The sequence below is a fragment of the Streptomyces sp. NBC_00237 genome, assembly GCF_026342435.1.
Classification (GTDB): domain Bacteria; phylum Actinomycetota; class Actinomycetes; order Streptomycetales; family Streptomycetaceae; genus Streptomyces.
In genome coordinates, this window is the sequence record NZ_JAPEMT010000002.1 from 783,173 (window position 1) to 804,813 (window position 21,641).

A 21,641-nucleotide genomic window follows, 5' to 3' on the forward strand; every position below is an offset into this window, starting at 1 on the left:
ACTACGCAGGTGGGAGCGGTGCGGACCGCCATTGCCCCGAGGGAGCGACCAAAGTCGCACCGGCGGCGACTTTGGGCATGCCCCCGCCCCGGTCCGGCATCCCCAAGGACGATGGCGGGGTCCTGCCCCGGCGGACCAGAGTGACGGCCATGAAGCGAATCTTCGAGGTCGTCGGTTTCCTGCTGACGCTGTGGGGCGTGGGCGGGCTCGTCCATGAGTGGTTCGACTGGTTCAAGCTGTGGCAGTTCGTGGACAGGCTGGGCTGGTTCGAGGGCTACGAGGTCTACGCGAACATCGTGCTCGCGGTGGCGGGCATCGCACTGATGATCGCGTCCGAACGCGTCGGCCGGAGCACCGGTCCCGGTGTCAGCAGCGGTACGGGCACCGAGGCACGCAGCCCCGGCGTCGTCACGCGGAAGTCCCCGGGCGGCGACGGAAGCCCCTGAGCCGTCACTCCGTGCGGGCCGGGGACGCCGCGCGACGTCCCCACGCCGTACCCGCCAGCACGAGCACCCCGCCCACCAGGCCGAGCGCCCCGAGCCGTTCCCCGCCGACGGCGATGCCGACCGCCGCCGCCCACAGGGGTTCCGTACCGAGCAGCAGGCTCACCCGGGACGGCGAGGTCCGCCGCACCGCCCACATCTGCACGGCGAACGCGAACAGCGTGCAGAACACGGACAGGAACAGCAGGCCCGCCCACTCCCCCGCCCCGAACCCGGCCGCGACCTCCCACGGCGAGGGCCCGGTCCCGGGCGCGGCGGCCAGCACCGCGAACACCGCCACCGCCGCGCCGAGTTGGACGGTGGTCAGGGACAGCGCGTCGGCGTCCTGGACCACCTCGGCCCTGGCCATGAACAGCACGTGCGCGGTACGGGCGAGGGCGGCCAGCAGCATCAGCAGGTCCCCGAGCGAGGGCTCGGTGAAGCCACCGCCCTGCGTCAGCAGCACCACGCCCAGCACGGAGAGCCCTGCGGCGGCCAGGAACCCCCGTGAGGGCGCCGTCCTGGTGACGGCGGCCTCGGCGAGCGGCGTGAAGATCATCGTGAGGCTGATGATGAGCCCCGCGTTGGTTGCCGAGGTGTGTACGACTCCGTAGGTCTCCAGCAGGAAGATCCCACTGAGGACGAGGCCGAGGAGTCCGGCACCCCGCCACTGCGCCGCGCTGAGTGCCCGCAGCTTCCGCCGGCCGACGACCGCGAGCACGGGCAGCACGATCGCGAACCGGAGCACCAGCACCGCGACGACGGTCTGCGCGGTGGTGATCTCCTTGGCGGCGAGGTAGCTGGCACCCCAGACCACCGCCACTCCCAGCACGGGAAGATCGGCGAACCGGGCCGCGCGGGCGGGCGCGGGGGCGAGTACGGCGGACGGCACGGCGGCCACGGCGAGGTCTCCAACGGGCGGTGCGGTGTGGAGACTTCGGCGGCTCGCACGCGGAGCGCTCACCGTACCGGGCGGACGATCTTCCCGGAATGGGGGTTCCACCAGGCGGACGGCCCCGGCGGGAGCCCTGCCCGGACCTCGGCTCCGCACCCCAGCTGCCCCGGTGGGAGACGTACGACAGGCGGACGGTCCTGCCCGGTCACCCCGAAGCCGCCCGGACCCGTCAGGCGCCCGCCGTTCGGCGAGGACGACGTCGATGTCCAACGGCTGAGGATTCAGAGGGTTTAACGGATTCAGCGGAGGCCCCGGCGGCGGCCTGCGCAGCGCCTCACTGAGATCTACTTGTCCACGAAGGACCCGAAGTCGACGCCCGCTGGTTTGCGCTGGGTCATACACCTCCCTTCCGTGAGAAGGCACCGTCCCGAAGGCTTTGAAAAACCCTACCCGGGCCCACTGACAATGGGCCCGCCGGACTCCCGCTGCACCACCACCGGGGCTGTGACCAGTGTGTACGCGGCCAGTGACAGCGAGGCGACGGCCAGCCAGGACAACAGGACCGGCGGTCTGAGCACCGTGTACCGCAGCGGCTTCTCGACCGCCCGGTACATCACGACGGCCAGCCCGAGCGACACGACGAACGCGACCGCCCCGCGCACCGCGAGCGGCAGCCCGGGACGGGCCAGGGAGAGGAGGACCCAGACCGGCCAGTGCCAGAGGTAGAGGCTGTAGCTGACCCTGCCCAGTGCGGGAAGGGCCCGCATCGGCCCCCGGAGCAGCGCCCGATGGAGGGGTGTGGGCCGGTCGAGCGCGGCGATCAGGAGTGCGGCGGCAAGCCCGGCGAGGGGCAACTGCCAGTGCGGGAGAGCGGCTTGCCCGAGGCGTGCCACGCCCCAGACACCGGCCAGGACCAGCGCCGCCGCCGTGCCGAGCACCGGCACGGCCTTCCTCGGCAGGCGACGTGGGGCGAGGGCGACGGCCGCGCCGAGGAGCAGCGCCCCCGACCTGGTGTCCGTACCGAGGTAGGAACGGTCCGGGGCCGACGGGTCGAAGAGGGCGGCGGCCAGGACGTACGAGACGCAGGCCCCGGCCACGCAGAACCCGGTGGACACCCACGGCCGCCGGAACAACGGATCCACTCTCCGCCCGCCGGGAAGCAGCAGGAGAAGAACGAGCAGGGGCGGCCAGAGCAGGTAGAACTGCTCCTCGACCGACAGGGACCACAGGTGGGCGAGCGGTGCGGCGTCCCGGCCGACGGACCAGTAGTCGACCTGGCCGTGGATCGCGTACCAGTTGGCGACTTCGGCGAGCGCGGCGAGGGTCTGGCCGTCGGTGGTGGTGCGCAGGGCGGGGTACTGCCCGTCGGCCAGCCAGAGTTGCACGCCGATGAGGACGGCGAGCAGGGCAGGCAGGAGGCGTTTGGCGCGGCGCAGCCAGAACCGGCCCAGTCGGATGCGCCCGGTCGCGGCGTGCTCGCGGAGCAGCAGGCGGGTGATGACGAAGCCGGAGAGGACGAAGAAGAGGTCGACGCCGAGGAATCCGCCGGGCAGCCCCCCTTGGTAGTGGAAGGCGACGACCCCGAGGACCGCACAGGCCCGGAGGCTGTCGAGGGCGGGATTCCGCTGACGGGTCATCGGGGAGAAGTCGTCCGGAGCAACGGCGGGCGGTCAGTGCTTCGGCGCGGAAGCGGGGGCGGACTTCGAAGCAGAACCGGGGGCGGACTTCGAAGCGGAACCGGGGGCGGACTTCGGGACGAACATCGAGTTGAGCGCCCACTTGGCCAGCCGGTCGCGGACGGCGGTGGCGGGGTGGCCGGTCTCGTCGTAGACGGCCCTGCCGTCGGTGTCGAACGGGCAGCCGTGGTCGTTGCAGAGCTGGGCTCGCAGGTCGAGCAGGCCGCCGCCCGTGCGGGCCTGGCGGGCGGCGGCCGCGTAGATCTCGTCGTTGAGCACGAGAGCCCGGTCGCGGTATTCGGGATTCGCCGTGGCCTTGGAGTTCATGAGGAAGACCGTGGCCCCGCCTGCGGAGAGGATGCGGGCACCGCGTCCCAGATTGTCGGCGAAGAGCTTGCGGTAGACGGGATCGACGGCATCACGGGTCCGCGCGGAGTCGTCGATCTGCTGGGGGGCGAGGTCCCACTGGGCGGTCATCAGGAGTACGGCGTCGGGGCGGTGCTCGGCGACGTAGCGCGCCCAGTTCTCCGGCCAGTTGCGACACTCGGGCGAGGCTTCCGGGGCGGCGGCCTGCATGATGCCGCAGCCGCCGAGTCCCGCATTGACGATCGTGTTGGCGTGGGCGGCGACGGCGGCCATTCCGGTGCCGATGCTCGCCGCCCAGGAATCGCCGACCACGAGGACTTTCTTGCCGCGCACGGCCGGGTCCAGCTTCTCCTGCCCGAACGGCGGGACGCCGGTGCCGAGGGGGCGGTCCTGTGCGGGAATCCCGGGTTCCGCACCCTGGAGGAGGGCCGTACCTCCTTGACGGGCAAGGGAGTACGGGGCGGCGGGCGAGGTGGCGTCCGGGCTCTGACCGGCCCCCGCGCAGGCGGTGGCCGAAGCGCCGCATGCGGTCATGAGGAGCGCGGCGAGGAACCTTCGACCAACCATTTCAGAACTCTCCGTAATTATCGGGAACTCAGAGTGATGGTCGCCCGTTGTCCAGGCAGCGGCAACCGGAAGGCGGCCGGAATCGGCACGGAGAGTGCGCACGAGGCACGCGAGAGGCAGCGGGGAAGGGGGTGGAGTCGGTGTCCGAATGGCGCCAGCACGGGATGCGGCAGGGAAGTTTCCTTGAATCCGCAAGCACCACTTCGGGCATGCGACAGACGCGGAAGAGGACAACGAGATGTCTACGACGACCATCAGCAGGTCCGCACTGGTCACGGGCGGCAGCCGGGGCATGGGGGCGGCCATCGCCCTGCGGCTGGCCCAGGACGGGGCCGATGTGGCGATCACTTACGTGGAGGGGGAACAGGCGGCACAGGACGTGGCGCGCAAGATCGAGGCCGTGGGGCGGCGGGCGCTCGCGGTGCGGATGGACTCGGCGGACCCGGAGTCGGTCACCTCCGCCGTGGCGACGGTCGCCGAGACCTTCGGACGGCTGGACATCCTGGTCAACAACGCGGGCATCGGCGTGCTGGGCCCGATCGAGGGGCTGACGCTCGCGGACGTGGACCGGGTCCTGGCGGTCAATGTACGGGCGGTGTTCCTGGCCTCTCAGGCAGCGGCGTCGGTACTGGAGGACGGCGGCCGGATCATCTCCACCGGCTCCGCACTCACCCGGTACGCGGGCGGGCCCGGCGGCACCCTCTACGCGATGAGCAAGTCGGCCCTGACCGGGTTGACCAAGGCCCTCGCGAGGGAGGTCGGCGACCGGGGCATCACGGTCAACCTGATCCACCCCGGCGCGGTCGACACGGACATGAACCCGGCGGACGGGCCGTTCGCGGAGCCACAGCGGGCGAACACGGCCATCGGGAGGTTCGGCCGCCCCGACGAGGTGGCGTCCCTGGTCGCCTTCCTGGCGGGTGACGAGGGCGCGTACATGACGGGCGCCGAGCTGGTGATGGACGGCGGTCACGCGGCGTAACCGCGCATGCGGTGCACCGGGAGCCGGGGAACGCACGGGGTGGAGCGCTCCACCCCGTGGGAGCCCCGCCCCAGGCACCAATTGTGGGTATCGCCCGGGTCGCCCTCTCCGGTCACCGGCCCCGATCACCGGCCCCGGGCGCCAGGCCCGGGTGCCGGGCCCAGGAGCTGGCCCCGGGTGCCAGGCCCGGGAGCTGGCTCCGGGTGCCGACCCCCGGCCCCCTGACCAGCGGAGCACACACGACCTTCACAACGAATCCCGAACTGTCCGCCCATATAAGGACGTTTCACCCCTTCGCATGCACGGGTTCCACACACCGGATACGATGCGCGCGGACCGGCTAGCCGGGTTGTCACCGGGCGGAAGCCCGCAGCAGTCGGGAGAGGCAGGAGCACCGTGATGAGTCGAAGCGGTGACCCCGGGGACGGATTCGAAGGCTGCTCCGGAGGCGTTTCCAGGGGCGGTTCGACCACCCGTCGCAACGAGGTGCAGCACTCCCCCGCCTGGCCGGAGAACCGTCCCGGCACCTCGCTACGCGGTCCGGGCCGCCCCGTCCGGCGCCGTGCCCGACGCCTCCCGAGTGCCGTCCGCCAGCGGCCAGGTGCGGCCCACGATGCCCGTCTCCACGGCCGCCCGGAATTCACCGAGCCCGTGCACGAGGGCCCCGCGTGCGGTGGGCGGCATCGCCGCGACCGCCGCCACCAGCGCCTCTTCGCGCCGCGCCCGCAGATCCCGCAGGTAGCTGCGCCCCGGTGCGGTGAGCCGCAGCTCGACCTCGCGGCGGCTGACGGTGCTGGCCGACCGCTTCACGTACCCCAGCGCCTCCAGCCGGTCGCAGAGTCTGCTCACCGAGGGCGGCGCGGCACCCAGCACCTCGCCGAGCGTGCGCAGGTTGATGCCCTCGGCCCGCTCCAGGATGTGCATGACCCGCAGCTGCGAAGACGACACGGGGGCGGGGGAGACCGCGTCCCGGCCCCGTTCCCAGAGCACTTCCAGCAGTGCGATCACCTCGCAGGCGACGCCCGCGACAGCCTCCGCGGCGACCGGTCCTGCGGCACCCGGAGCCGGGACGGCCGATCCGGCGGCGATACCGCTCGGTGCGTCCGGAGCCGCGGACACCGGAGCCGGGGCGCCCGGGGCGCCCTCGCTGCGGCGGTGTGAGCCCTGGAGGTCCACGCTTGCCCTCCCCGTACATCCTTCGAGACTTCGAGAAAGTGAATCTCTGACGTTGGACAGACTCGCGTCCGTGGAACGCACCCTGCGTGCCGCCGACCCCCATGCACTGCTCGACGCGGCGCGCAAGATCCTCGCGGACCTCTACGGTTCCCTTGAGGTCGACCTGCTCATGGCCGATTACGCCATGACGATACTGCAACCCGTCGGAGCGCTCCCCCTTACCTTCCAGCCCCTGTCGGCACAGACAGGCGCGCCGGGGCGGGCCTTCGGGGCGCAGGAGCCGTACCCGTGCGAGGGCCCCTTCCCCGATACGGTGACGGCACACCTCCCGGTGACGGTGCGCGGAGACCGGCTGGGGGTGCTGTCCGTCAACCTCCCGAAGGAGCGGTACGACGCGGACGTACTGACCGAACTGGCGGACGTGGCCGAGTCATTGGGTCACCAGATCGTGGTCGCCGAGCGCGACACCGACCTGTATCTCCAGGCCCGCAGGGCGGAGCGGCTGACACTGGCGGCCGAGATCCAGTGGGGGCTGCTGCCGGGACGCTCCTGCGCCCGTGAGGAGTACGAGCTCGGGGCGCAGTTGGAACCCGCGTACGCGATCCACGGCGACAACTTCGACTGGTCGACGTCGGACGACCACCTCACCCTCGCCCTCACCAACGGCATGGGCGAGGGCATCGACGCCGCCCTGCTCACCAGCCTCGCCATCAACGCCCTGCGCAACGCGCGCCGGGCGGGCCTGAACCTCACCGACCAGGCGTGCATGGCCGACCAGGCGATCTACGGCCAGCACCGGGGCGCGCTGCACGTGTCGGTGCTCCTGCTCCGTTTCCACCTGCCGACCGGGAACGTGGAGATCGTCGACGCGGGCTCGCCACGGGTGTGGCGGCTGAGGGACGGCACGGTGGAGGCGATCGCGCTGGAGGGACAGCTGCCGCTCGGCATGTTCGAAGACTCGGTGTACACCTCGCAGAACTGGCGGGTGCTGCCGGGCGACCGGCTGCTGTTCGTCAGCGACGGGGTGTACGACGTGGCGTCCCCGGCCGGTGAGCGCTACAGCGAGAAGGCTCTGGCCCGTGCCATCCAGGCGACCCGTCTTCTGCCCCCGCCGCAGGTCCCGCGCGCGGTGCTGCACGAGCTGGCGGGCCACCGGGGCGAGGTCGTGGCGGAGGACGACGCGATGATCGTGTGCCTGGACTGGCGTGGCCGCAGCGCCGACGGAGCTGCCGGAAGGTCCTGAGGCGTGCGGCGAAGGGGCCCCCGGCACCAAGCACAGGGGGCCCTTCCGACGTGCCGTCAACCGTGTTGATCAGCCGCCGAGTTCCTGGTGACGGGCGGCCAGCGACGCCGTGCCGGACTCGGTGAGCGAGCCGAAGAGGCGCAGCCGGGAGATGCCGCCGTCGGGGTAGATGTCGACCCGTACCCGGTTGGCCGCCGGGGCGGAGGCCAGTATGAAGCGGTGGTTGGTGTCGGGCTGGAGGCGGGTGCGGGGCAGGATCTCGGTCCACTCCCCCGTGTCGCCGTCCCGTACCGAAAGGGCGGCCCAGCCCGCCGAGTTGCCCTTGAGGTAGGCGGTGTCGATCTCGACCGCGCGGATCTCGGCCTGCTCGACCAGGTGGTAGCTGATCCAGTCGTTGCCCTTGTCACGGCGGCGGCGGGTCTCCCAGCCGTCGTCCATCTTGCGGGAGCGGCCCGGCTGGATGGTGTTGGTGGCGGGCGAGTAGAAACGGTCGGAGGCGTCCTGGACGCGTCCGCCGTTCTCCAGGGCGACCAGGTCGAAGGTGCCGAGGGTGGCCAGCCACGCCGGGTCGGGGACGACCTCGCCGTAGACGCGCAGACGGGCGATGCCGCCGTCGGGGTGCTGGTTGACGCGCAGATGCGTGAAGCGCTGCTCGGCCGTGACCTCGAAGCCGTTGGCCGCGTGCCCGCCGACTGCCGTACGGGGGACGAGGGTCGTCCACTTCACGTCGCCGGAGAGGAGGTCCTCGGGCGACGGGGAGCCGGGGACCGAGGTGCCCTCGACGGACACGGCCTGCGGGTAGTTGCCTCGGAAGTGCGCGGTGTCGATCACGATGCCGCGTACGACACCCGGCGCGCCGAGGCGAACGAGCGCCCAGTCGTGGTCGTCCTCGGTGGGGTGCGGCTGCTCGGCGGAGACGCCGCGACGGCGGCGGGTCTCCCAGCCGTCCATGATCTTGCCCTTGTGCCCGAAGTGCTCCGGGTCGAAGTGGGCGGGCTCGGGGATCAGCATGTTCTCGCGCTCGGCGAAGAACTCGTCGTTCGCGGCGATCACGCCCGCGCCGAGGCGGCGGTCGGCCAGGTCTGCGTGGTGGGTGAAGGGGAAGTCGGCCGTGCGGTAGTCGGCGTACGGGTCGCCGCCGCCGAACGGGCTGGCGTCACCGGTGAAGGAGGGTATCTCCCGCGAGGTCTCCGACATGGGTTACTTGTTCCTTTCGAGCAGGCGGCCGGTGGGCTCGGTGAGTGTGCCCTCGTCGTTGATGCGGGTGCCGCGCAGCCAGGTCTGCTTGACGACGCCGTGCAGGGTCTTACCCGCGTACGCCGTGACCTGGTTGCGGTGGAAGAGGTGGGCGGGGTCGACCGTGAAGGTCTCCTCGGGGGCGAGGACCGCGAAGTCCGCGTCGCGGCCCGCCTCGATGGCGCCCTTCTGGGTCAGACCGGCCAGCTTCGCCGGGGCCGCCGACATCCAGCGGACGACGTCGTCGAGACCGTGGCCGCGCTTGCGGGCCTCGGTCCAGATGGCGGGCAGGCCGAGCTGGAGGGAGGAGATGCCGCCCCAGGCGGACGCGAAGTCCGGCGTCTTGAGGTCGGTGGTGCACGGCGAGTGGTCGGAGACGATGCAGTCGATCGTCCCGTCGGCCAGGCCCTGCCACAGGACGTCCTGGTTCTCGGACTCCCGGATGGGCGGGCAGCACTTGAACTCCGTTGCCCCGTCCGGTACTTCCTCGGCGGTGAGGGTGAGGAAGTGCGGGCAGGACTCGACGGTGACCTTGACGCCCTCGGCCTTGCCCCGGGCGATCAGCGGGAGCGCGTCCGAGGAGGAGAGGTGCAGGACGTGCACGCGGGCGTCGAGCCGCTTGGCGAGGGCGATGAGGCCCTCGATGGCGGTGTTCTCGGCGTCGCGCGGCCGGGAGGCGAGGAAGTCGGCGTACTTCTCGCCGGACTTCTGCGGAGCCGCGGCGAGGTGGTGCGGGTCCTCTGCGTGCACGATGAGCAGGCCGCCGAGGCCGGCGATCTCCGCCATGGAGCGGGCGAGTTCGTCCTGGTCCAGCTGGGGGAACTCCTCGACGCCGGAGGGCGAGAGGAAGCACTTGAAGCCGAAGACCCCGGCTTCGTGGAGGGGCTTGAGGTCGGCGACGTTGGAGGGGATCGCGCCGCCCCAGAAGCCGGTGTCGACGTGCGCCTTGGGGCGGGCGACGTCCTTCTTGACCTCGAAGTTGTCGACCGTGGTGGTCGGCGGCAGCGAGTTCAGCGGCATGTCGAGGAGGGTGGTGATGCCACCGGCGGCGGCGGCGCGGGTGGCGGTCCAGAAGCCCTCCCAGGCGGTGCGGCCCGGGTCGTTCACATGGACGTGGGTGTCGACGAGGCCGGGCAGCAGAGCCTGCTCACCGAGGTCCTCGAAGCGCGCGCCGGAGGGGATCTCCTCGCCGCGCGGACCGTAGGCGTCGTACGGGAGCACCTCGACGATCTTCCCGTCGGCGACGGCGACCGAGGCGGGGCGGGTGCCCTCGGGGGTGACGACGCGCGAGGAGCGCAGCACCAGGTCCACGGTGGTGTTGGGCACGACCGACTCAGTCACTCACGTCTCCTTTTCAACGTTCTGTTGAAGCGGAGTCTTCATCCGGGCCCGGAAGCCGTCAAGAGGTCCACGGACGGGAGCGGTGCGGATGTGATCACCGACACCCATCCTGGATGTTTCCACAGAATGGAATTAGACTTCCGCTTCGTAGAATGTAGCTCCCGCCAAGAGGGGTAACAAGGACCATCACAGGTAGTCTGCTGCCTTGCCTGCCAGCCCCGAAAGGACCGCTCCGTGCCGACGTCCAGCGCCAGCACCACCGACGCTTCCAAGCCTGCCGCCGCGACTGGCGGCGTGCAGTCCCTGGAGCGCGCCTTCGACCTTCTTGAGCGTATGGCCGATGCGGGCGGTGAGGTCGGCCTGAGCGAATTGTCCGCGAGCAGCGGGCTGCCGCTGCCGACCATCCACCGTCTGATGCGGACGCTCGTGGCGTGCGGATACGTACGGCAGCAGCCCAATCGCAGGTACTCGCTGGGCCCGAGGCTCATCCGGCTCGGCGAGAGCGCGTCGCGGCTGCTCGGGACGTGGGCCCGGCCGTATCTGGCGCGGCTGGTCGAGGAGACCGGCGAGACCGCGAACATGGCGCTGCTCGACGGCGACGAGATCGTGTACGTGGCGCAGGTGCCGTCCAAGCACTCCATGCGGATGTTCACCGAGGTGGGACGGCGGGTGCTGCCGCACTCGACGGGCGTGGGCAAGGCCCTGCTGGCGCACACTCCGGCGGAGGAGGTACGGGCGCTGCTCGCCCGGACCGGCATGCCCGCGGCCACCGAGAAGACCATCACGACTCCGGACGGGTTCCTGGAGGCGCTGGAGCAGGTACGGCGGGTGGGGTACGCCGTGGACGACAACGAGCAGGAGATCGGGGTGCGGTGCCTGGCGGTGTCCGTGCCGAACTCGCCGACCGCTGCGGCGGTGTCGATTTCGGGGCCCGCGGGGCGGGTGACGGAGGCGGCGACGGAGCGGATCGTGCCGATTCTGCTGGAGGTGGCGCAGGACCTGTCGGTGGCGCTGGCCAATTCGGGGCCGGGCCAGGGCTGACCGTACCGGCGGGACGGGGGGATCCCGGAGCGGCCTCGCCCCCGGACCCCCGCGCCTCAAACGCCGGACGGGCTGAATCTGCCCTCGTGTGCCGGGCTGGCCAGTCGGCCGTCCACCATCGTCACCACCCGGTCCGCCACCTCCAGGTGCGCCCGGTCGTGTGTGACCAGCACCGTCGCCACGCCCCGCTCCTTCGTCAGGCCGCGCAGCAGGTCGAGGACCGCCGCGCCCCGTTCGTGGTCGAGGGCGCTCGTCGGCTCGTCGACCAGCATCACCGCGGGTTCGTTCATCAGCGCACGCGCGATGTTGATCCGCTGCCGCTGACCTCCCGAAAGCTGGTGCGGGCGGCGGTCCGCCTTGTCCGCGAGGCCCACCGCGTCCAGCAGCTCCCGTGCCCGGGAACGGACTTCGCCGGGCTTGCGGCCCGACAGGTGGGCCATCACCTGGATTTGTTCGGCGGCGGTCAGCGACGCCAGCAGGTTCGGCTGCTGGAAGACGATCCCGATCCGGTCCCGCCGCAGTTCCGCCTTCTGGGCCCGGGTCAGCGAAGCCGTCTGCGTACCGTCGACGACGACCTTCCCCGAGTCCGGGGTGACCAGCGTCGCCGCCACGGCGAGCAGGCTGGACTTGCCGGAGCCCGACGGGCCGACCACCGCCGCCAGTTCACCCGCTCCGACCTCCAGCGTCACCGCGTCCAGCGCGGTCAGCCGGGACGCGTCGCCGTCCGGATAGGTGAGGGTCACGTCGTGCAGGGCGAGGGTCATCGGGCGCTCCCGAGTGCGGTGAGGGGGTCGACGGCGGTGATGCGCCGGACGGACAGGGCGGCGCCGACGATGCCGAGCGCGATCATCACGAAGGCGGGCACGAGGAGGGTGGCCGCTTCGAGGACGAAGGGGACGGCCCCGCCGATCAGCGCGCCCAGCAGTGTGGCGAGAGCCGTACCGAGCAGCGTGCCGAGGGAGAGCATGACCACCGCCTGGCCCAGCGCGTCCTTCAGCAGATACGGGGTCGAGGCGCCCAGCGCCTTCAGCACCGCGATGTCGCCGCTGCGCTGGATCGTCCAGACCGTGAAGAAGGCCCCGACGACCAGCGCCGAGATCGCGAAGAGGAAACCCCGCATGAGTTGCAAGGAGCCGTTCTCCGCCTGGTAGGAGGAGAGAGCGGCCAGCGAGTCGCCCAGCGGGACGGACCGGGTCTTCGTGGCCCGGTCGCCCGCCGCCCAGTCCGCGCCGTCGTCGCCGGTCAGCGCGATGACGGTGGCCTGCTCCTCCGTCGACGTTCCGCTGTGGCCGAGCTTCTGCCAGTCGTCCAGCGACGTCCACACCACCGGCGTGTGGCTGTACATCGCGCCGCCCTCGACGGCGGCGACCGTCTCCTCGACCTCGCCGAGCCGCACCGTGTCGCCCGCCCCGACGTTCATTTCCTCGGCGGCCTGCGTGGAGAGGATCACCTTCCCCGGGCCCAGGTCCGACGAGGCCGGGGCGATCTCCGCGGAGGGTTCGACGCCGAAGGCCGCGACGGCGACCGTACGGTCACCCGCCCAGCCGTTGACCGTACGGATGCCGATCGGCTGCGCGCTCCGTACGCCGGGCCGCTTCGACCAGTTCTGCCATGCGCCCTCCCCGACGGAGGAGTTCGTGAACGACACCTGCTGCCCGTCGGGCGGCGCGGCGAAGGCCAGCCGGTGGGCGGGCAGTGAGGTGAGGGCGACGGTATTGTCCCTGGCCAGCCCAGCGGTCAGTCCTGACAGCAGACCGACGAGCAGGGTGATCAGGACCACGACCGAGCCCATGAGGGCGAATCGGCCCTTGGCGAATCGGAGGTCTCTCCATGCGACGAACATGGTCACCAGCGTGGTCGGCAGAAGCCCCGGAAACATCGGGCCATGGATCGCACCGGCATCAATCCTTTGGTTGATCTGCCGCGAGGACGTCCCCTTTAGGCTGGTACGAACCATGGCTTCCCTCCCCCCGGCTCCGGCCTCCCTCACCTTCACGCCCGTCCTGCGCGTGCTGCGGCTCTGCCTGCACGCGCTGCTCGCCGGGCTGCTCGCCCTCGCCGCCGTCAAGGCGGTCGCCGCCGGGGGTCCGCACGCCTACGCGGTCGTGGCCTCGGCCCTGCTGATGGCCGGGGTGTACGCGGCCGGGACGATGAGCCGCTCCGTCGGCCGCTCGCGACGCGCCGCCGCCTGGTGGCTGGCGGCTCTCGGCGTCTCCTGGCTGCTCCTGCTCGCCCTGTCGTCCGACGCGCTGTGGGTGGCGTTCCCGCTGTACTTCCTCCAGCTGCATCTGCTGCCGATGCGCTGGGGGCTTTCGGCGGTGGCCGTCACCGCCGCCGCCGCGATCTCCAGCTTCGTCCTGCACGGGCAGCAGGTCACCCCGGGCACCTTCATAGGGCCGCTGCTGGGCGGGGCCGTGGCGGTGGCGACCGTACTGGGGTATCAGGCGCTCTACCGGGAGAGCGAGCGGCGGCGCGAGCTGATCGACGAGCTGTTGTCGACCCGCGCGGAGCTCGCGGAGGCCGAGCGGGCGGCGGGCACGCTCGCCGAGCGGGAGCGGCTCGCCCGCGAGATCCACGACACGCTCGCCCAGGGCCTCTCCAGCATCCAGCTCCTGCTGCGCGCCGCCGAACGCGCGCTGCCCGCCGATGACCCCGCCCTCGGGCACATCCGCCAGGCGCGCGAGGCCGCACAGGACAACCTCGCCGAGGCACGCCGTTTCGTACGGGCGCTGAGCCCGCCCGACCTGGAGCACGGGTCGCTGGCCGCGGCTCTGGAACGGCTGTGCGCGCCCGCTCCCACTCCTGGCGGCCCGGCCGTGCAGTTCGGGGTCAGCGGGACGCCGGTCGAACTGCCCACTCCGTACGAAGTCGCCCTGCTCCGCATCGCGCAGTCGGCCCTCGCGAACACGGTCCGGCACGCGAAGGCGGACCGCGCGGAGATCACGCTGAGCTTCATGGAGACGTCCGTCTCGCTCGACATCGTCGACGACGGGGTCGGTTTCGACGTGGGTGCGGTGCGCCGCTCGCCCGCCCCGAACGCCTCGTCAGCCTCACCCAGCTCGCCCGGCTCGACCGCCTCGCAAGCCTCGCACGCCTCACATGCCTCCGACGGCGGCTTCGGGCTGCCCGCGATGCGAGCGCGGGCCCGTTCGCTGGGCGGGACGCTGAGCGTGGAGTCCGCGCCGGGGCAGGGCACGGCCGTCGCGATCACCCTGCCGCTTCCCGGTCCCCCCGCCGCCCCCATCGCCGGAGCCGTCTCATGAGCACGCCCTCTCCCATCAGGCTGCTGCTGGCCGACGACCATCCCGTCGTACGCGCCGGGCTGCGCGCGGTGCTCGACACGGAGGCCGACTTCGTGGTGGTCCAGGAGGCGTCGACGGCGGAGCGGGCGGTCGAGCTGGCTGCTGCGGGCGGGATCGACGTCGTACTGATGGACCTCCAGTTCGGGCCGGACCGGATGCACGGTTCGGAGGCGACGGCGGCCATCGCGGGGCGGCCCGGTGCTCCTCGGGTGCTGGTGCTGACCACGTACGACACCGACGCGGACATCCTCGCGGCGGTCGAGGCGGGGGCGGCGGGTTACCTGCTGAAGGACGCTCCGCCGGAGGAGCTGGCGTCGGCGGTCCGTACGGCGGCGGCCGGTCAGTCGGCGCTCGCCCCGGCGGTCGCGCACCGGCTGATGGACCGGATGCGGACACCTGCGGAGGCGCTCACCAAGCGCGAACTGGAAGTCCTCCAGCTCGTCGGAGAGGGCCTTTCCAACCAGCAGATCAGCAAGGCCCTCTTCCTCAGCCAGGCCACGGTCAAGTCCCACCTCGTGCACATCTACGCCAAGCTGGGCGTCGACTCGCGCACCTCGGCGGTCGCGGCGGCGACCGCGCGGAGGCTGATCAGGCGGTAGGGCCGTCCGGCATAGTGGGGCGGGGGCCGATCGGCGCCCCCGGGGTTCCACGAAGGAAAGTACTGGCCATGACCTACTTCATGTACGACGTCCACGGCAACGCGGTGGACGAGCCGGACGCGGCGACGCTCCGCACTCTGGTCGTGGACGGGCTGGCGGACCCGGAAGCGGTCAATCCGGAGGTTTCGCTGACGCACGAGAGCGGGTGGTCGCTGACCGCGTACGCGGGGGGACTGCTGCTCTGGGAGAACGTGGAGGACGAGGAGGCGGGGGCGGCGACGCTGGACGAGGTGGAGGGGGAGGAAGTGGTCCGGTTGTTCGGGCTGTTGGCGGAGGGTGAGGTCGCGAAGGTGGCCGGGGTGGGGTGGCAGAAGTCCGCCTAGGGCTTGGGCGGGGTGTGTGCGGCTGGTCGCAGGCCGGGGTTCGGGCCGTCGGCGCCCTCCCGGCCTCGGCACCCCCGGAGGCGCTACTCCTTGGCCCCCGCCCACCCGTCCCCGAAGCTCTCGACCGCCTCGCGCACCAGCCCGACCCCGGGGGCCAGCGCGCTCACCGAGCCGATCGCCCCGGCGATCAGCAGCAGCGAGCGGCGCAGCCGCAGGACGTCGGGCGAGCCGCCCAGGAGCATCGCCGCGAGCCCGGCCAGCTCCTCCTCGGCGATGGCCCGGTCGGATAACTCGGCCGGGTGCGCGGCGAGTTCACGTCGGAGCCGGGCCACGACCGTATGGAGTTCCGCGACCCTCGGATCGCTGTACGCACCGGTCACGCATCGCTCCTCCGCGCTTCGCAACAAAGCTCTCCCCCTCGCACTCCGTGGTGCTTCTCGTCGGGGGTCGTTCTCCTGCGAACGATCCCGGGCGACGGGCACGTTAACGCTCTCACCGCGTGCGCGCCACCGTACGGACCGTGATTCAGCCTCGAAGGTTGAGCGGACGGCCGTCACGGCTCCGCTGCGGCCCTGCCCCGGTCCGGGCACAGCAGAGGCGGCTCGCACCCCCTTTGACCTCGGCGGATCTACCGTGATGGCAGAGCGTGCGCAGCCGGTGCGCACCCGAGGGAGGGAGTGGTCATGGCGGACGGTTGCCGCGACTGCCGTACCTGCACGAAAAGCCTGCTGGGCCGGACCGCGCGCAAGGCGCTGTACGTCGTCACGCTGTCCTGGCTCGTGAAACCGGTGTTCCTGCGGAACTGTCCGCAGTGCGGGCACGTGATGCGCCGCCACGAGCGCCGCCGGGACGGTTCCTTCCAAGACTGACCCGCTCTTTCCGGGGGTCTGATCCGCGTGCTCGGTGCCGCCGACTGGTATGCAGGGCCCATGACGCAGCCCCCGAAGCCCCCCGCCGTCGCAGGTCTGCTCCTCGCCGCGGGCGGGGGACGCCGCCTGGGCGGCCTCCCCAAGGCGCTCCTCGAACACCGTGGCCGCCCCCTGGTGGAGCACGCGGTGCGGGTCCTGCGGGAGGGCGGATGCTCTCAGGTGTACGTCGTCCTGGGCGCGGCGGCGGCCGAGGTGCGCGAGCGCGCCGAGCTGGGCGGATGCGTGCTCGTCGAGAACCCGGAGTGGAAGCTGGGCATGGGCTCCTCTCTTCGGGCGGGCCTCGACTCCCTTGCGCGGGCGGGGAGTTGGGACGCCGCTCTGACCTCTCTGGTCGACCAGCCGGGCATCGGGCCCGAGGCCGTCGCCCGGATGCTGGCGGCGGGCGGCGCGGACCCTTCGGCGTACCGGACGGGGCTGACGGCAGCCTCGTACGACGGAAAGCGCGGGCACCCGGTGCTCTTCGGTGCCGACCGGTGGGACGGCATCGCGAGGACTGCGACCGGCGATCGCGGGGCACGCGCCTACCTGAAGGAGCACGCGGCGGAGCTGACGCTCGTCGAGTGCGGGGACGCGGCTCAGCCGTACGACATCGACCTGCCGGAGGATCTCGCCCGCCTCGACGGCTGGAGTCCCGGCCTCCACTTGCCGTGAGCGCGGCGGCACTCAGGGCCACATTCTGTCGCCCCGAAGAATCTCGACGTCAACAAACCATTGAACTTCCACCATGAGGAAACTAATATCCACTGATCAGAAGCGCCTGATCGACCGAAACACATCAGACGGCGTCTGCGCCCGTATCTCGGCACCCTCGGCACCCCGTGCCGAGGCGACTGCCCGGCGGACGCGTAAGGCACCGCCCGCGAAGGAGTGACAGCTCATGTCCGCACCAGCGCCGTCCCCGCTGGCCATCGTCGCCGCCGAGCCCCTGCCGAGGCAGGACGAGGTTCTGACCGACGCCGCCCTCGCGTTCGTGGCCGAGCTCCACCAGCGGTTCACCCCGCGACGCGACGAGCTGCTCGCCCGGCGCGGTGAGCGCCGCGCGGAGATCGCCCGTACGTCCTCGCTGGACTTCCTGCCGGAGACCGCCGCGATCCGTGAGGACGACTCCTGGAAGGTCGCTCCGGCCCCGGCCGCGCTGAACGACCGCCGGGTGGAGATCACCGGTCCGACCGACCAGAAGATGACCATCAACGCCCTCAACTCGGGCGCCCGGGTCTGGCTCGCCGACTTCGAGGACGCCTCGGCTCCCACCTGGGAGAACGTCGTCCTCGGCCAGCGCAACCTGATCGACGCGTACACCCGCAACATCGACTTCACGGACCCGAAGTCGGGCAAGTCGTACGCCCTGAAGGACAACGCCGAGCTCGCGACCGTCGTCATGCGGCCGCGCGGCTGGCACCTGGAGGAGCGTCACCTGCGCGACGCCGACGGGAACTCCGTCCCCGGTGCGCTCGTCGACTTCGGTCTGTACTTCTTCCACAACGCGAAGCGGCTCATCGAGCTCGGCAAGGGCCCGTACTTCTACCTGCCGAAGACGGAGTCGCACCTTGAGGCGCGGCTGTGGAACGAGATCTTCGTCTTCGCGCAGGACTACGTCGGGATCGAGCAGGGCACCGTCCGTGCGACCGTCCTGATCGAGACGATCACGGCCGCGTACGAGATGGAAGAGATCCTCTACGAGCTGCGTGAGCACGCGGCGGGGCTGAACGCGGGGCGTTGGGACTATCTCTTCTCGATCGTGAAGAACTTCCGCGACGGTGGGGCGAAGTTCGTTCTGCCGGACCGCAACGCGGTGACGATGACCGCCCCGTTCATGCGGGCGTACACCGAACTGCTGGTGCGTACGTGCCACAAGCGCGGCGCGCACGCGATCGGCGGCATGGCGGCGTTCATCCCGTCGCGGCGCGACGCGGAAGTCAACAAGGTCGCCTTCGAGAAGGTCAAGGCGGACAAGGACCGGGAGGCCGGGGACGGCTTCGACGGTTCGTGGGTCGCGCACCCGGACCTGGTGCCGATCGCGATGGCCTCGTTCGACGCGGTGCTCGGCGAGAAGCCGAACCAGAAGGAGCGGCTGCGGGAGGACGTGTCGGTCGCGGCCGGGGACCTCATCGCGATCGACTCGCTGGACGCGAAGCCGACGTACGGGGGGCTGGTCGCGGCGGTTCAGGTCGGTACGCGCTACATCGAGGCGTGGCTGCGGGGGCTCGGCGCCGTCGCCATCTTCAACCTGATGGAGGACGCGGCGACGGCGGAGATCTCGCGGTCGCAGATCTGGCAGTGGATCAACGCGGGTGTCGTCTTCGAGAACGGCGAGAAGGCGACGGCGGAGCTGACGCGGAGGATCGCGGCGGAGGAGCTGGGGAAGATTCGGGCGGAGATCGGCGAGGAGGCGTTCGCGGCGGGGAAGTGGCAGCAGGCGCATGATCTGCTGCTCACGGTTTCGCTGGATGCGGACTATGCGGAGTTCCTTACGTTGCCCGCTTATGAGCAGCTGGTCGGCTGACTTCGCTCGCTCGCTTGGGCAGGGTCGTGGCCCGGGGGCGCACTTTGGGTGCGGCCCCGGGCCACGGGCGCTTTCCGGGTGCGGGCCCGGGGCGGTTGCTGTTACTGACTGGGGCTACGCCCCTTGCCCCCTGCACGGGCTGCGCCCGCGCGTCCTCAAACGCCGGACGGGCTGGAGTTGGCGGATGGGCTGATATGCCCGCGCAGGCGTCGGGCGCGGAGGACCAGTTCCATTTCGAAGCGGCGGTCCGGGTCGTCCACCTCCTCGCCCCACAGTTCCCTGATCTGCCGCATCCGGTAGCGGACCGTCTGGGGGTGGACTCCCAGGCGGGCGGCCACCTCGGGAGCGCCGCCCCGGGTCTCCAGCCAGGCCAGCAGGGTTTCCGCGAGGCGTCGGCCCTGGGTGGGGCCGCACTCCGCCAGCGGGGCCAGGCAGCGGGCGGCCAGTTCGTCCATCAGCTCCTCGGGCGGGAGCAGGACCATCGCCTGCGTGTGCTCCGTGCAGTGGAGAAAGCCCTCGGAGGGGAGCAGGCCGCGGTCCATGAGTTCCATCGCGGCCTTCGCCCAGCGCAGCGACTTCGCCGCCCCGGCGAGAGGGACAGCGGGGCCCAGGGCCCCGGTCCATCCGGTCATGGCACGGCGCAGTTGTTCGGGGCGGCCCGCGAGCAGGGGGTCGGGAACGACGATCAGGGGTTGTTCGCTCTCCATGTCCACGAGGACGTCGTCGCCCGCGGCGGGCGGCACGCACTCCCGGGCGGGCCGTTGCAGCACCCCGATCGCCACCCGGTCGGGGACCGTCCAGCCGATGCGGGACGCGTGCGCCGCCAGGTCAGCCAGCGAACCGGCTGCCCCGTCCACCTCGCCCGTCGTGCGTTCACGCACGATGGCCTGGGTCAACTTCCTTTGCAGACGCAGGCGTTCACCCGCCTCCCGGGCGGCGGCCTCGGCGTAGCCGCGCACGGATTCGTCGACCAGGCCGTCGAGGAAGGAGAAGCCCGCCTCGGCGAGTTCGTACATCGCGGGCGGCGGGATGCTCGCCCGCTGGCCGATCTCGGCGAGGCGTCGCCAGGCGAGCCGTACGCCGAGGCGGTAGACCGCCTGGAGGGAGTTGAGGGAGCGGCCGTGCAGCCCCTCGCCCCTGCCGAACTCCTGGAAGACCTCCAGATGCAGGTGCGGGGGGCGGCCGTCCTGTCGGGCGAGGTGCTGGACGAAGTCCTCCAGGGCCCGGCGGATGCCCACGAGCGCCATCAGGTCGCCGGACTCGTCCAGGAGCAGCGGCATCCGGGGATGTTCGCGGCAGATCTCGTCGAGGATCTGGCGGGCCAGGGCGGGCACCTCCGCCATGGCCTGGTCCGTGAACTGCCGGACCTTCAGGCGGGGCACGTCCGCCCAGGCGGAGGCGGGCGCGGGGGACGGAGCGGGCGGCTTGCTCGTGGTCGTGCCGGACGTCTTCATTTTCGCGGGACCCCCGTCTCGTAGCTGATCAAGGGGACGTTGGGCTGCTCCGGAGTGGCGTCGAGCAGCGCCACGATGCCGAACGCCGCCCCCACCGCGAGCGCGGCGGCGACGAGGCAGGTCAGGAGCACGGAGATCGGTCTGGGCATGACGGGGGAGCCTCTCTGACGCTGGTCCCCACCGGCAGCCTGACAGCAAGTCCACAGTCTCGACACGAGATTGACAGTCCGTCAAGACCGCGCTTACGGTTCCCGGCCCATACGCACCGTGCACGCGCCCCCTCTCTCCGCCACGGCCCCCTCTGGAGCTCCCGTATGCGTCGCACCGCCTCACCCCTGTCGCTGATCCTGCTCGGCACCGGCGTGTTCCTGCTGGTCCTCGCACCGCTGTTGGCCTGGTACGTCAGCCCCCGGGCCAAGAGCAGCCCGATCGACATCGACACCACCACCGTGTTCACCGGAACGGGGAGCTACTTCGACACCAAGTCGCTGGCGATCGCCCGCGACAAGCCGTTGACGATCACCCGGCAGGTGCGCGGCGACGTCGCCGACAGCGTCCGCAGCGGGCGCGCCGTCTGGGACGTCTCCACGTCCATCGACACCGAGGACACGCTGCCCGCGGCCGACACCACCGACTCCCTCCAGTGGACGCTGGAGCGGTGGGTCACCGACCGCCGCACCAATGAGCCCGTGCACTGCTGCAAGGAGCAGCCCACCTTTGACGGCGAGGCGTACCTGAAGTTCCCCTTCGACGTCGAGAAGCGTTCGTACCGCTGGTGGGACGGCACTCTCGGCTCCACCGTCTCCCTCCGCTTCGCGGGTACGAAGAAGATCCAGGGGCACGAGGGCTACCGCTTCACCGGCACCGTCGCACCCGCCAAGACGGGTACCCGGATGGTGCCGGGCCGCCTGGTGGGCCTGCCCGAGCGGGGGCAGGTCCTGGCCGAGGAGTGGTACGCCAACCACGGCGTGGAGCTGGTCGTCGACCGCCGCACGGGGCGCATCCTGAACGCGGCGATCGGCCCCCGCAAGACGCTCCGGGCCCCCGGTGCGAAGACGGACGCACTGGTGCTGCTGGACAGCCGGAAGCTGGAGTTCACCCCGGCCACCCAGCGGACCCAGGTGGCGCTGGCCGGGACGGACGGCGACAAGTTGCGGCTGGTGAGCGAGACGCTGCCGGTGGGTGGCGGGGCCGCGGGCGGCCTCCTCGCGGCGTCCGGGCTGTTCCTGGTGGTCCGGGGCCGGGTCAGCCCCCCGAGGCAGTGACGCAGGCACTCCGCGTCAGCACCACGAGGCCGCAACCAGCTTACGGACTGCGCGATGTGATGGGGCGTCAGCACAAACCCGTGCGGAAATTGTCATTCAGGTGAGTAGCCGCCTCGAACGCCGTGGCGAAAACTACCTACCCACCCCACCGTGCACGGAACTCCGCACACCGTCACCCATTGGTTCCGCACCCTCACACGA

At 71.4% G+C, this 21,641-nt stretch carries 22 protein-coding genes; 11 read left to right on the forward strand and 11 right to left on the reverse strand.

Features of this window, described 5'->3' with window-relative positions; all coding sequences use genetic code 11:
- The first annotated feature begins 149 nt into the window (after positions 1 to 149).
- Positions 150 to 446 carry a hypothetical protein gene (locus tag OG897_RS17710; protein WP_266657935.1) on the forward strand — a complete coding sequence of 99 codons (297 nt, stop codon included), beginning with the start codon at positions 150 to 152 and terminating at the stop codon, positions 444 to 446.
- A 4-nt stretch (positions 447 to 450) separates the two neighbouring features.
- Here OG897_RS17710 and OG897_RS17715 read toward each other — a convergent pair whose 3' ends face one another.
- The 3 genes from OG897_RS17715 to OG897_RS17725 form a co-directional block, all read right to left on the reverse strand.
- Positions 451 to 1,383 carry a DMT family transporter gene (locus OG897_RS17715; RefSeq protein WP_266657937.1) on the reverse strand — a complete coding sequence of 311 codons (933 nt, stop codon included), beginning with the start codon at positions 1,381 to 1,383 and terminating at the stop codon, positions 451 to 453.
- 440 nt (positions 1,384 to 1,823) lie between these two features.
- Entirely contained in the window at positions 1,824 to 3,014 is a 1,191-nt protein-coding gene (locus tag OG897_RS17720) for an acyltransferase (RefSeq protein ID WP_266657938.1), read from the reverse strand.
- A 33-nt stretch (positions 3,015 to 3,047) separates the two neighbouring features.
- The gene (locus OG897_RS17725; RefSeq protein ID WP_266657939.1) at positions 3,048 to 3,986 is read right to left on the reverse strand and encodes an SGNH hydrolase domain-containing protein; all 939 of its coding nucleotides are present in this window, start codon (positions 3,984 to 3,986) and stop codon (positions 3,048 to 3,050) included.
- 238 nt (positions 3,987 to 4,224) lie between these two features.
- Here OG897_RS17725 and OG897_RS17730 point away from each other — a divergent pair, with 238 nt between their 5' ends.
- The gene (locus tag OG897_RS17730) at positions 4,225 to 4,968 is read left to right on the forward strand and encodes a 3-oxoacyl-ACP reductase family protein (RefSeq protein WP_266657940.1); all 744 of its coding nucleotides are present in this window, start codon (positions 4,225 to 4,227) and stop codon (positions 4,966 to 4,968) included.
- Positions 4,969 to 5,499: 531 nt separating this feature from the next.
- Here the strand turns inward: OG897_RS17730 and OG897_RS17735 are convergent.
- Entirely contained in the window at positions 5,500 to 5,976 is a 477-nt protein-coding gene (locus OG897_RS17735; protein WP_266660255.1) for a MarR family winged helix-turn-helix transcriptional regulator, read from the reverse strand.
- A 220-nt stretch (positions 5,977 to 6,196) separates the two neighbouring features.
- Between OG897_RS17735 and OG897_RS17740 the strand changes: the two genes are divergently transcribed.
- Complete coding sequence (locus OG897_RS17740; RefSeq protein ID WP_266657941.1) at positions 6,197 to 7,387, forward strand: PP2C family protein-serine/threonine phosphatase; 1,191 nt, start codon at positions 6,197 to 6,199, stop codon at positions 7,385 to 7,387.
- A gap of 69 nt (positions 7,388 to 7,456) precedes the next feature.
- On the opposite strand, the gene alc is transcribed toward OG897_RS17740, so the two are convergent.
- Together alc and allB are read right to left on the reverse strand one after the other, a co-directional pair.
- Positions 7,457 to 8,584, reverse strand: a complete 1,128-nt coding sequence (gene alc / locus OG897_RS17745; RefSeq protein WP_266657942.1) for an allantoicase — start codon at positions 8,582 to 8,584, stop codon at positions 7,457 to 7,459.
- Positions 8,585 to 8,587: 3 nt separating this feature from the next.
- The gene (gene allB, locus OG897_RS17750; RefSeq protein WP_266660257.1) at positions 8,588 to 9,949 is read right to left on the reverse strand and encodes an allantoinase AllB; all 1,362 of its coding nucleotides are present in this window, start codon (positions 9,947 to 9,949) and stop codon (positions 8,588 to 8,590) included.
- Between the two features lie 249 nt (positions 9,950 to 10,198).
- On the opposite strand from allB, the gene OG897_RS17755 reads away from it, so the two are divergent.
- Positions 10,199 to 11,005 (forward strand): IclR family transcriptional regulator, encoded by an 807-nt coding sequence (locus OG897_RS17755; protein ID WP_266657944.1) that lies wholly within the window; start codon positions 10,199 to 10,201, stop codon positions 11,003 to 11,005.
- Positions 11,006 to 11,061: 56 nt separating this feature from the next.
- Here OG897_RS17755 and OG897_RS17760 read toward each other — a convergent pair whose 3' ends face one another.
- Positions 11,062 to 11,769 carry an ABC transporter ATP-binding protein gene (locus tag OG897_RS17760; RefSeq protein WP_266657945.1) on the reverse strand — a complete coding sequence of 236 codons (708 nt, stop codon included), beginning with the start codon at positions 11,767 to 11,769 and terminating at the stop codon, positions 11,062 to 11,064.
- Positions 11,766 to 12,848 (reverse strand): ABC transporter permease, encoded by a 1,083-nt coding sequence (locus OG897_RS17765; RefSeq protein ID WP_266657946.1) that lies wholly within the window; start codon positions 12,846 to 12,848, stop codon positions 11,766 to 11,768. Before OG897_RS17765 ends, OG897_RS17760 begins: the two co-directional genes overlap by 4 nt.
- A 112-nt stretch (positions 12,849 to 12,960) precedes the next feature.
- Between OG897_RS17765 and OG897_RS17770 the strand changes: the two genes are divergently transcribed.
- The 3 genes from OG897_RS17770 (at position 12,961) to OG897_RS17780 (ending at position 15,289) form a co-directional block, all read left to right on the forward strand.
- A complete protein-coding gene (locus OG897_RS17770) occupies positions 12,961 to 14,268 on the forward strand; it encodes a sensor histidine kinase (RefSeq protein WP_266657947.1) in 1,308 nt (435 codons plus the stop codon).
- Positions 14,265 to 14,906: a response regulator transcription factor gene (locus OG897_RS17775; protein ID WP_266657948.1), complete on the forward strand. Its 642-nt coding sequence runs from the start codon at positions 14,265 to 14,267 to the stop codon at positions 14,904 to 14,906. Before OG897_RS17770 ends, OG897_RS17775 begins: the two co-directional genes overlap by 4 nt.
- A gap of 68 nt (positions 14,907 to 14,974) precedes the next feature.
- Positions 14,975 to 15,289, forward strand: coding sequence for a hypothetical protein (locus OG897_RS17780; RefSeq protein WP_266657950.1), 315 nt, complete (start codon positions 14,975 to 14,977; stop codon positions 15,287 to 15,289).
- Positions 15,290 to 15,372: 83 nt separating this feature from the next.
- Here OG897_RS17780 and OG897_RS17785 read toward each other — a convergent pair whose 3' ends face one another.
- The gene (locus OG897_RS17785; RefSeq protein WP_266657952.1) at positions 15,373 to 15,696 is read right to left on the reverse strand and encodes a DUF5955 family protein; all 324 of its coding nucleotides are present in this window, start codon (positions 15,694 to 15,696) and stop codon (positions 15,373 to 15,375) included.
- Positions 15,697 to 15,972: 276 nt separating this feature from the next.
- On the opposite strand from OG897_RS17785, the gene OG897_RS17790 reads away from it, so the two are divergent.
- The 3 genes from OG897_RS17790 to aceB all read left to right on the forward strand — a co-directional run bounded on the left by OG897_RS17790 (position 15,973) and on the right by aceB (position 18,721).
- On the forward strand, positions 15,973 to 16,158 hold the full coding sequence (locus tag OG897_RS17790; RefSeq protein ID WP_266657954.1) for a hypothetical protein: 186 nt from the start codon (positions 15,973 to 15,975) through the stop codon (positions 16,156 to 16,158).
- A 60-nt stretch (positions 16,159 to 16,218) separates the two neighbouring features.
- Positions 16,219 to 16,869 (forward strand): NTP transferase domain-containing protein, encoded by a 651-nt coding sequence (locus OG897_RS17795; RefSeq protein WP_266657956.1) that lies wholly within the window; start codon positions 16,219 to 16,221, stop codon positions 16,867 to 16,869.
- Between the two features lie 226 nt (positions 16,870 to 17,095).
- Positions 17,096 to 18,721, forward strand: a complete 1,626-nt coding sequence (aceB, locus tag OG897_RS17800) for a malate synthase A (protein ID WP_266657957.1) — start codon at positions 17,096 to 17,098, stop codon at positions 18,719 to 18,721.
- A gap of 155 nt (positions 18,722 to 18,876) precedes the next feature.
- Here the strand turns inward: aceB and OG897_RS17805 are convergent, their stop codons facing one another.
- Positions 18,877 to 20,175, reverse strand: coding sequence for a helix-turn-helix domain-containing protein (locus OG897_RS17805; RefSeq protein WP_266657958.1), 1,299 nt, complete (start codon positions 20,173 to 20,175; stop codon positions 18,877 to 18,879).
- Positions 20,172 to 20,324 (reverse strand): hypothetical protein, encoded by a 153-nt coding sequence (locus OG897_RS17810; protein ID WP_266657959.1) that lies wholly within the window; start codon positions 20,322 to 20,324, stop codon positions 20,172 to 20,174. The genes OG897_RS17805 and OG897_RS17810 overlap by 4 nt, the downstream gene beginning before the upstream one ends.
- A 165-nt stretch (positions 20,325 to 20,489) precedes the next feature.
- Here OG897_RS17810 and OG897_RS17815 point away from each other — a divergent pair, with 165 nt between their 5' ends.
- Entirely contained in the window at positions 20,490 to 21,440 is a 951-nt protein-coding gene (locus OG897_RS17815; protein ID WP_266657960.1) for a DUF3068 domain-containing protein, read from the forward strand.
- Positions 21,441 to 21,641 lie beyond the last annotated feature (201 nt).

What these genes read in the sequence shown, in the direction of transcription:
- OG897_RS17720 (WP_266657938.1), bottom strand. Translation starts at nt 3,014, where the DNA reads ATGACCCGTCAGCGGAATCCCGCCCTCGACAGCCTCCGGGCCTGTGCG.
- OG897_RS17790 (WP_266657954.1), top strand. Translation starts at nt 15,973, where the DNA reads ATGGCGGACGGTTGCCGCGACTGCCGTACCTGCACGAAAAGCCTGCTG.
- alc (WP_266657942.1), bottom strand. Translation starts at nt 8,584, where the DNA reads ATGTCGGAGACCTCGCGGGAGATACCCTCCTTCACCGGTGACGCCAGC.
- OG897_RS17760 (WP_266657945.1), bottom strand. Translation starts at nt 11,769, where the DNA reads ATGACCCTCGCCCTGCACGACGTGACCCTCACCTATCCGGACGGCGAC.
- OG897_RS17805 (WP_266657958.1), bottom strand. Translation starts at nt 20,175, where the DNA reads ATGAAGACGTCCGGCACGACCACGAGCAAGCCGCCCGCTCCGTCCCCC.
- OG897_RS17815 (WP_266657960.1), top strand. Translation starts at nt 20,490, where the DNA reads ATGCGTCGCACCGCCTCACCCCTGTCGCTGATCCTGCTCGGCACCGGC.
- OG897_RS17725 (WP_266657939.1), bottom strand. Translation starts at nt 3,986, where the DNA reads ATGGTTGGTCGAAGGTTCCTCGCCGCGCTCCTCATGACCGCATGCGGC.
- OG897_RS17765 (WP_266657946.1), bottom strand. Translation starts at nt 12,848, where the DNA reads ATGTTCGTCGCATGGAGAGACCTCCGATTCGCCAAGGGCCGATTCGCC.
- OG897_RS17710 (WP_266657935.1), top strand. Translation starts at nt 150, where the DNA reads ATGAAGCGAATCTTCGAGGTCGTCGGTTTCCTGCTGACGCTGTGGGGC.
- OG897_RS17730 (WP_266657940.1), top strand. Translation starts at nt 4,225, where the DNA reads ATGTCTACGACGACCATCAGCAGGTCCGCACTGGTCACGGGCGGCAGC.
- OG897_RS17810 (WP_266657959.1), bottom strand. Translation starts at nt 20,324, where the DNA reads ATGCCCAGACCGATCTCCGTGCTCCTGACCTGCCTCGTCGCCGCCGCG.
- OG897_RS17775 (WP_266657948.1), top strand. Translation starts at nt 14,265, where the DNA reads ATGAGCACGCCCTCTCCCATCAGGCTGCTGCTGGCCGACGACCATCCC.
- OG897_RS17795 (WP_266657956.1), top strand. Translation starts at nt 16,219, where the DNA reads ATGACGCAGCCCCCGAAGCCCCCCGCCGTCGCAGGTCTGCTCCTCGCC.
- OG897_RS17780 (WP_266657950.1), top strand. Translation starts at nt 14,975, where the DNA reads ATGACCTACTTCATGTACGACGTCCACGGCAACGCGGTGGACGAGCCG.
- aceB (WP_266657957.1), top strand. Translation starts at nt 17,096, where the DNA reads ATGTCCGCACCAGCGCCGTCCCCGCTGGCCATCGTCGCCGCCGAGCCC.
- OG897_RS17770 (WP_266657947.1), top strand. Translation starts at nt 12,961, where the DNA reads ATGGCTTCCCTCCCCCCGGCTCCGGCCTCCCTCACCTTCACGCCCGTC.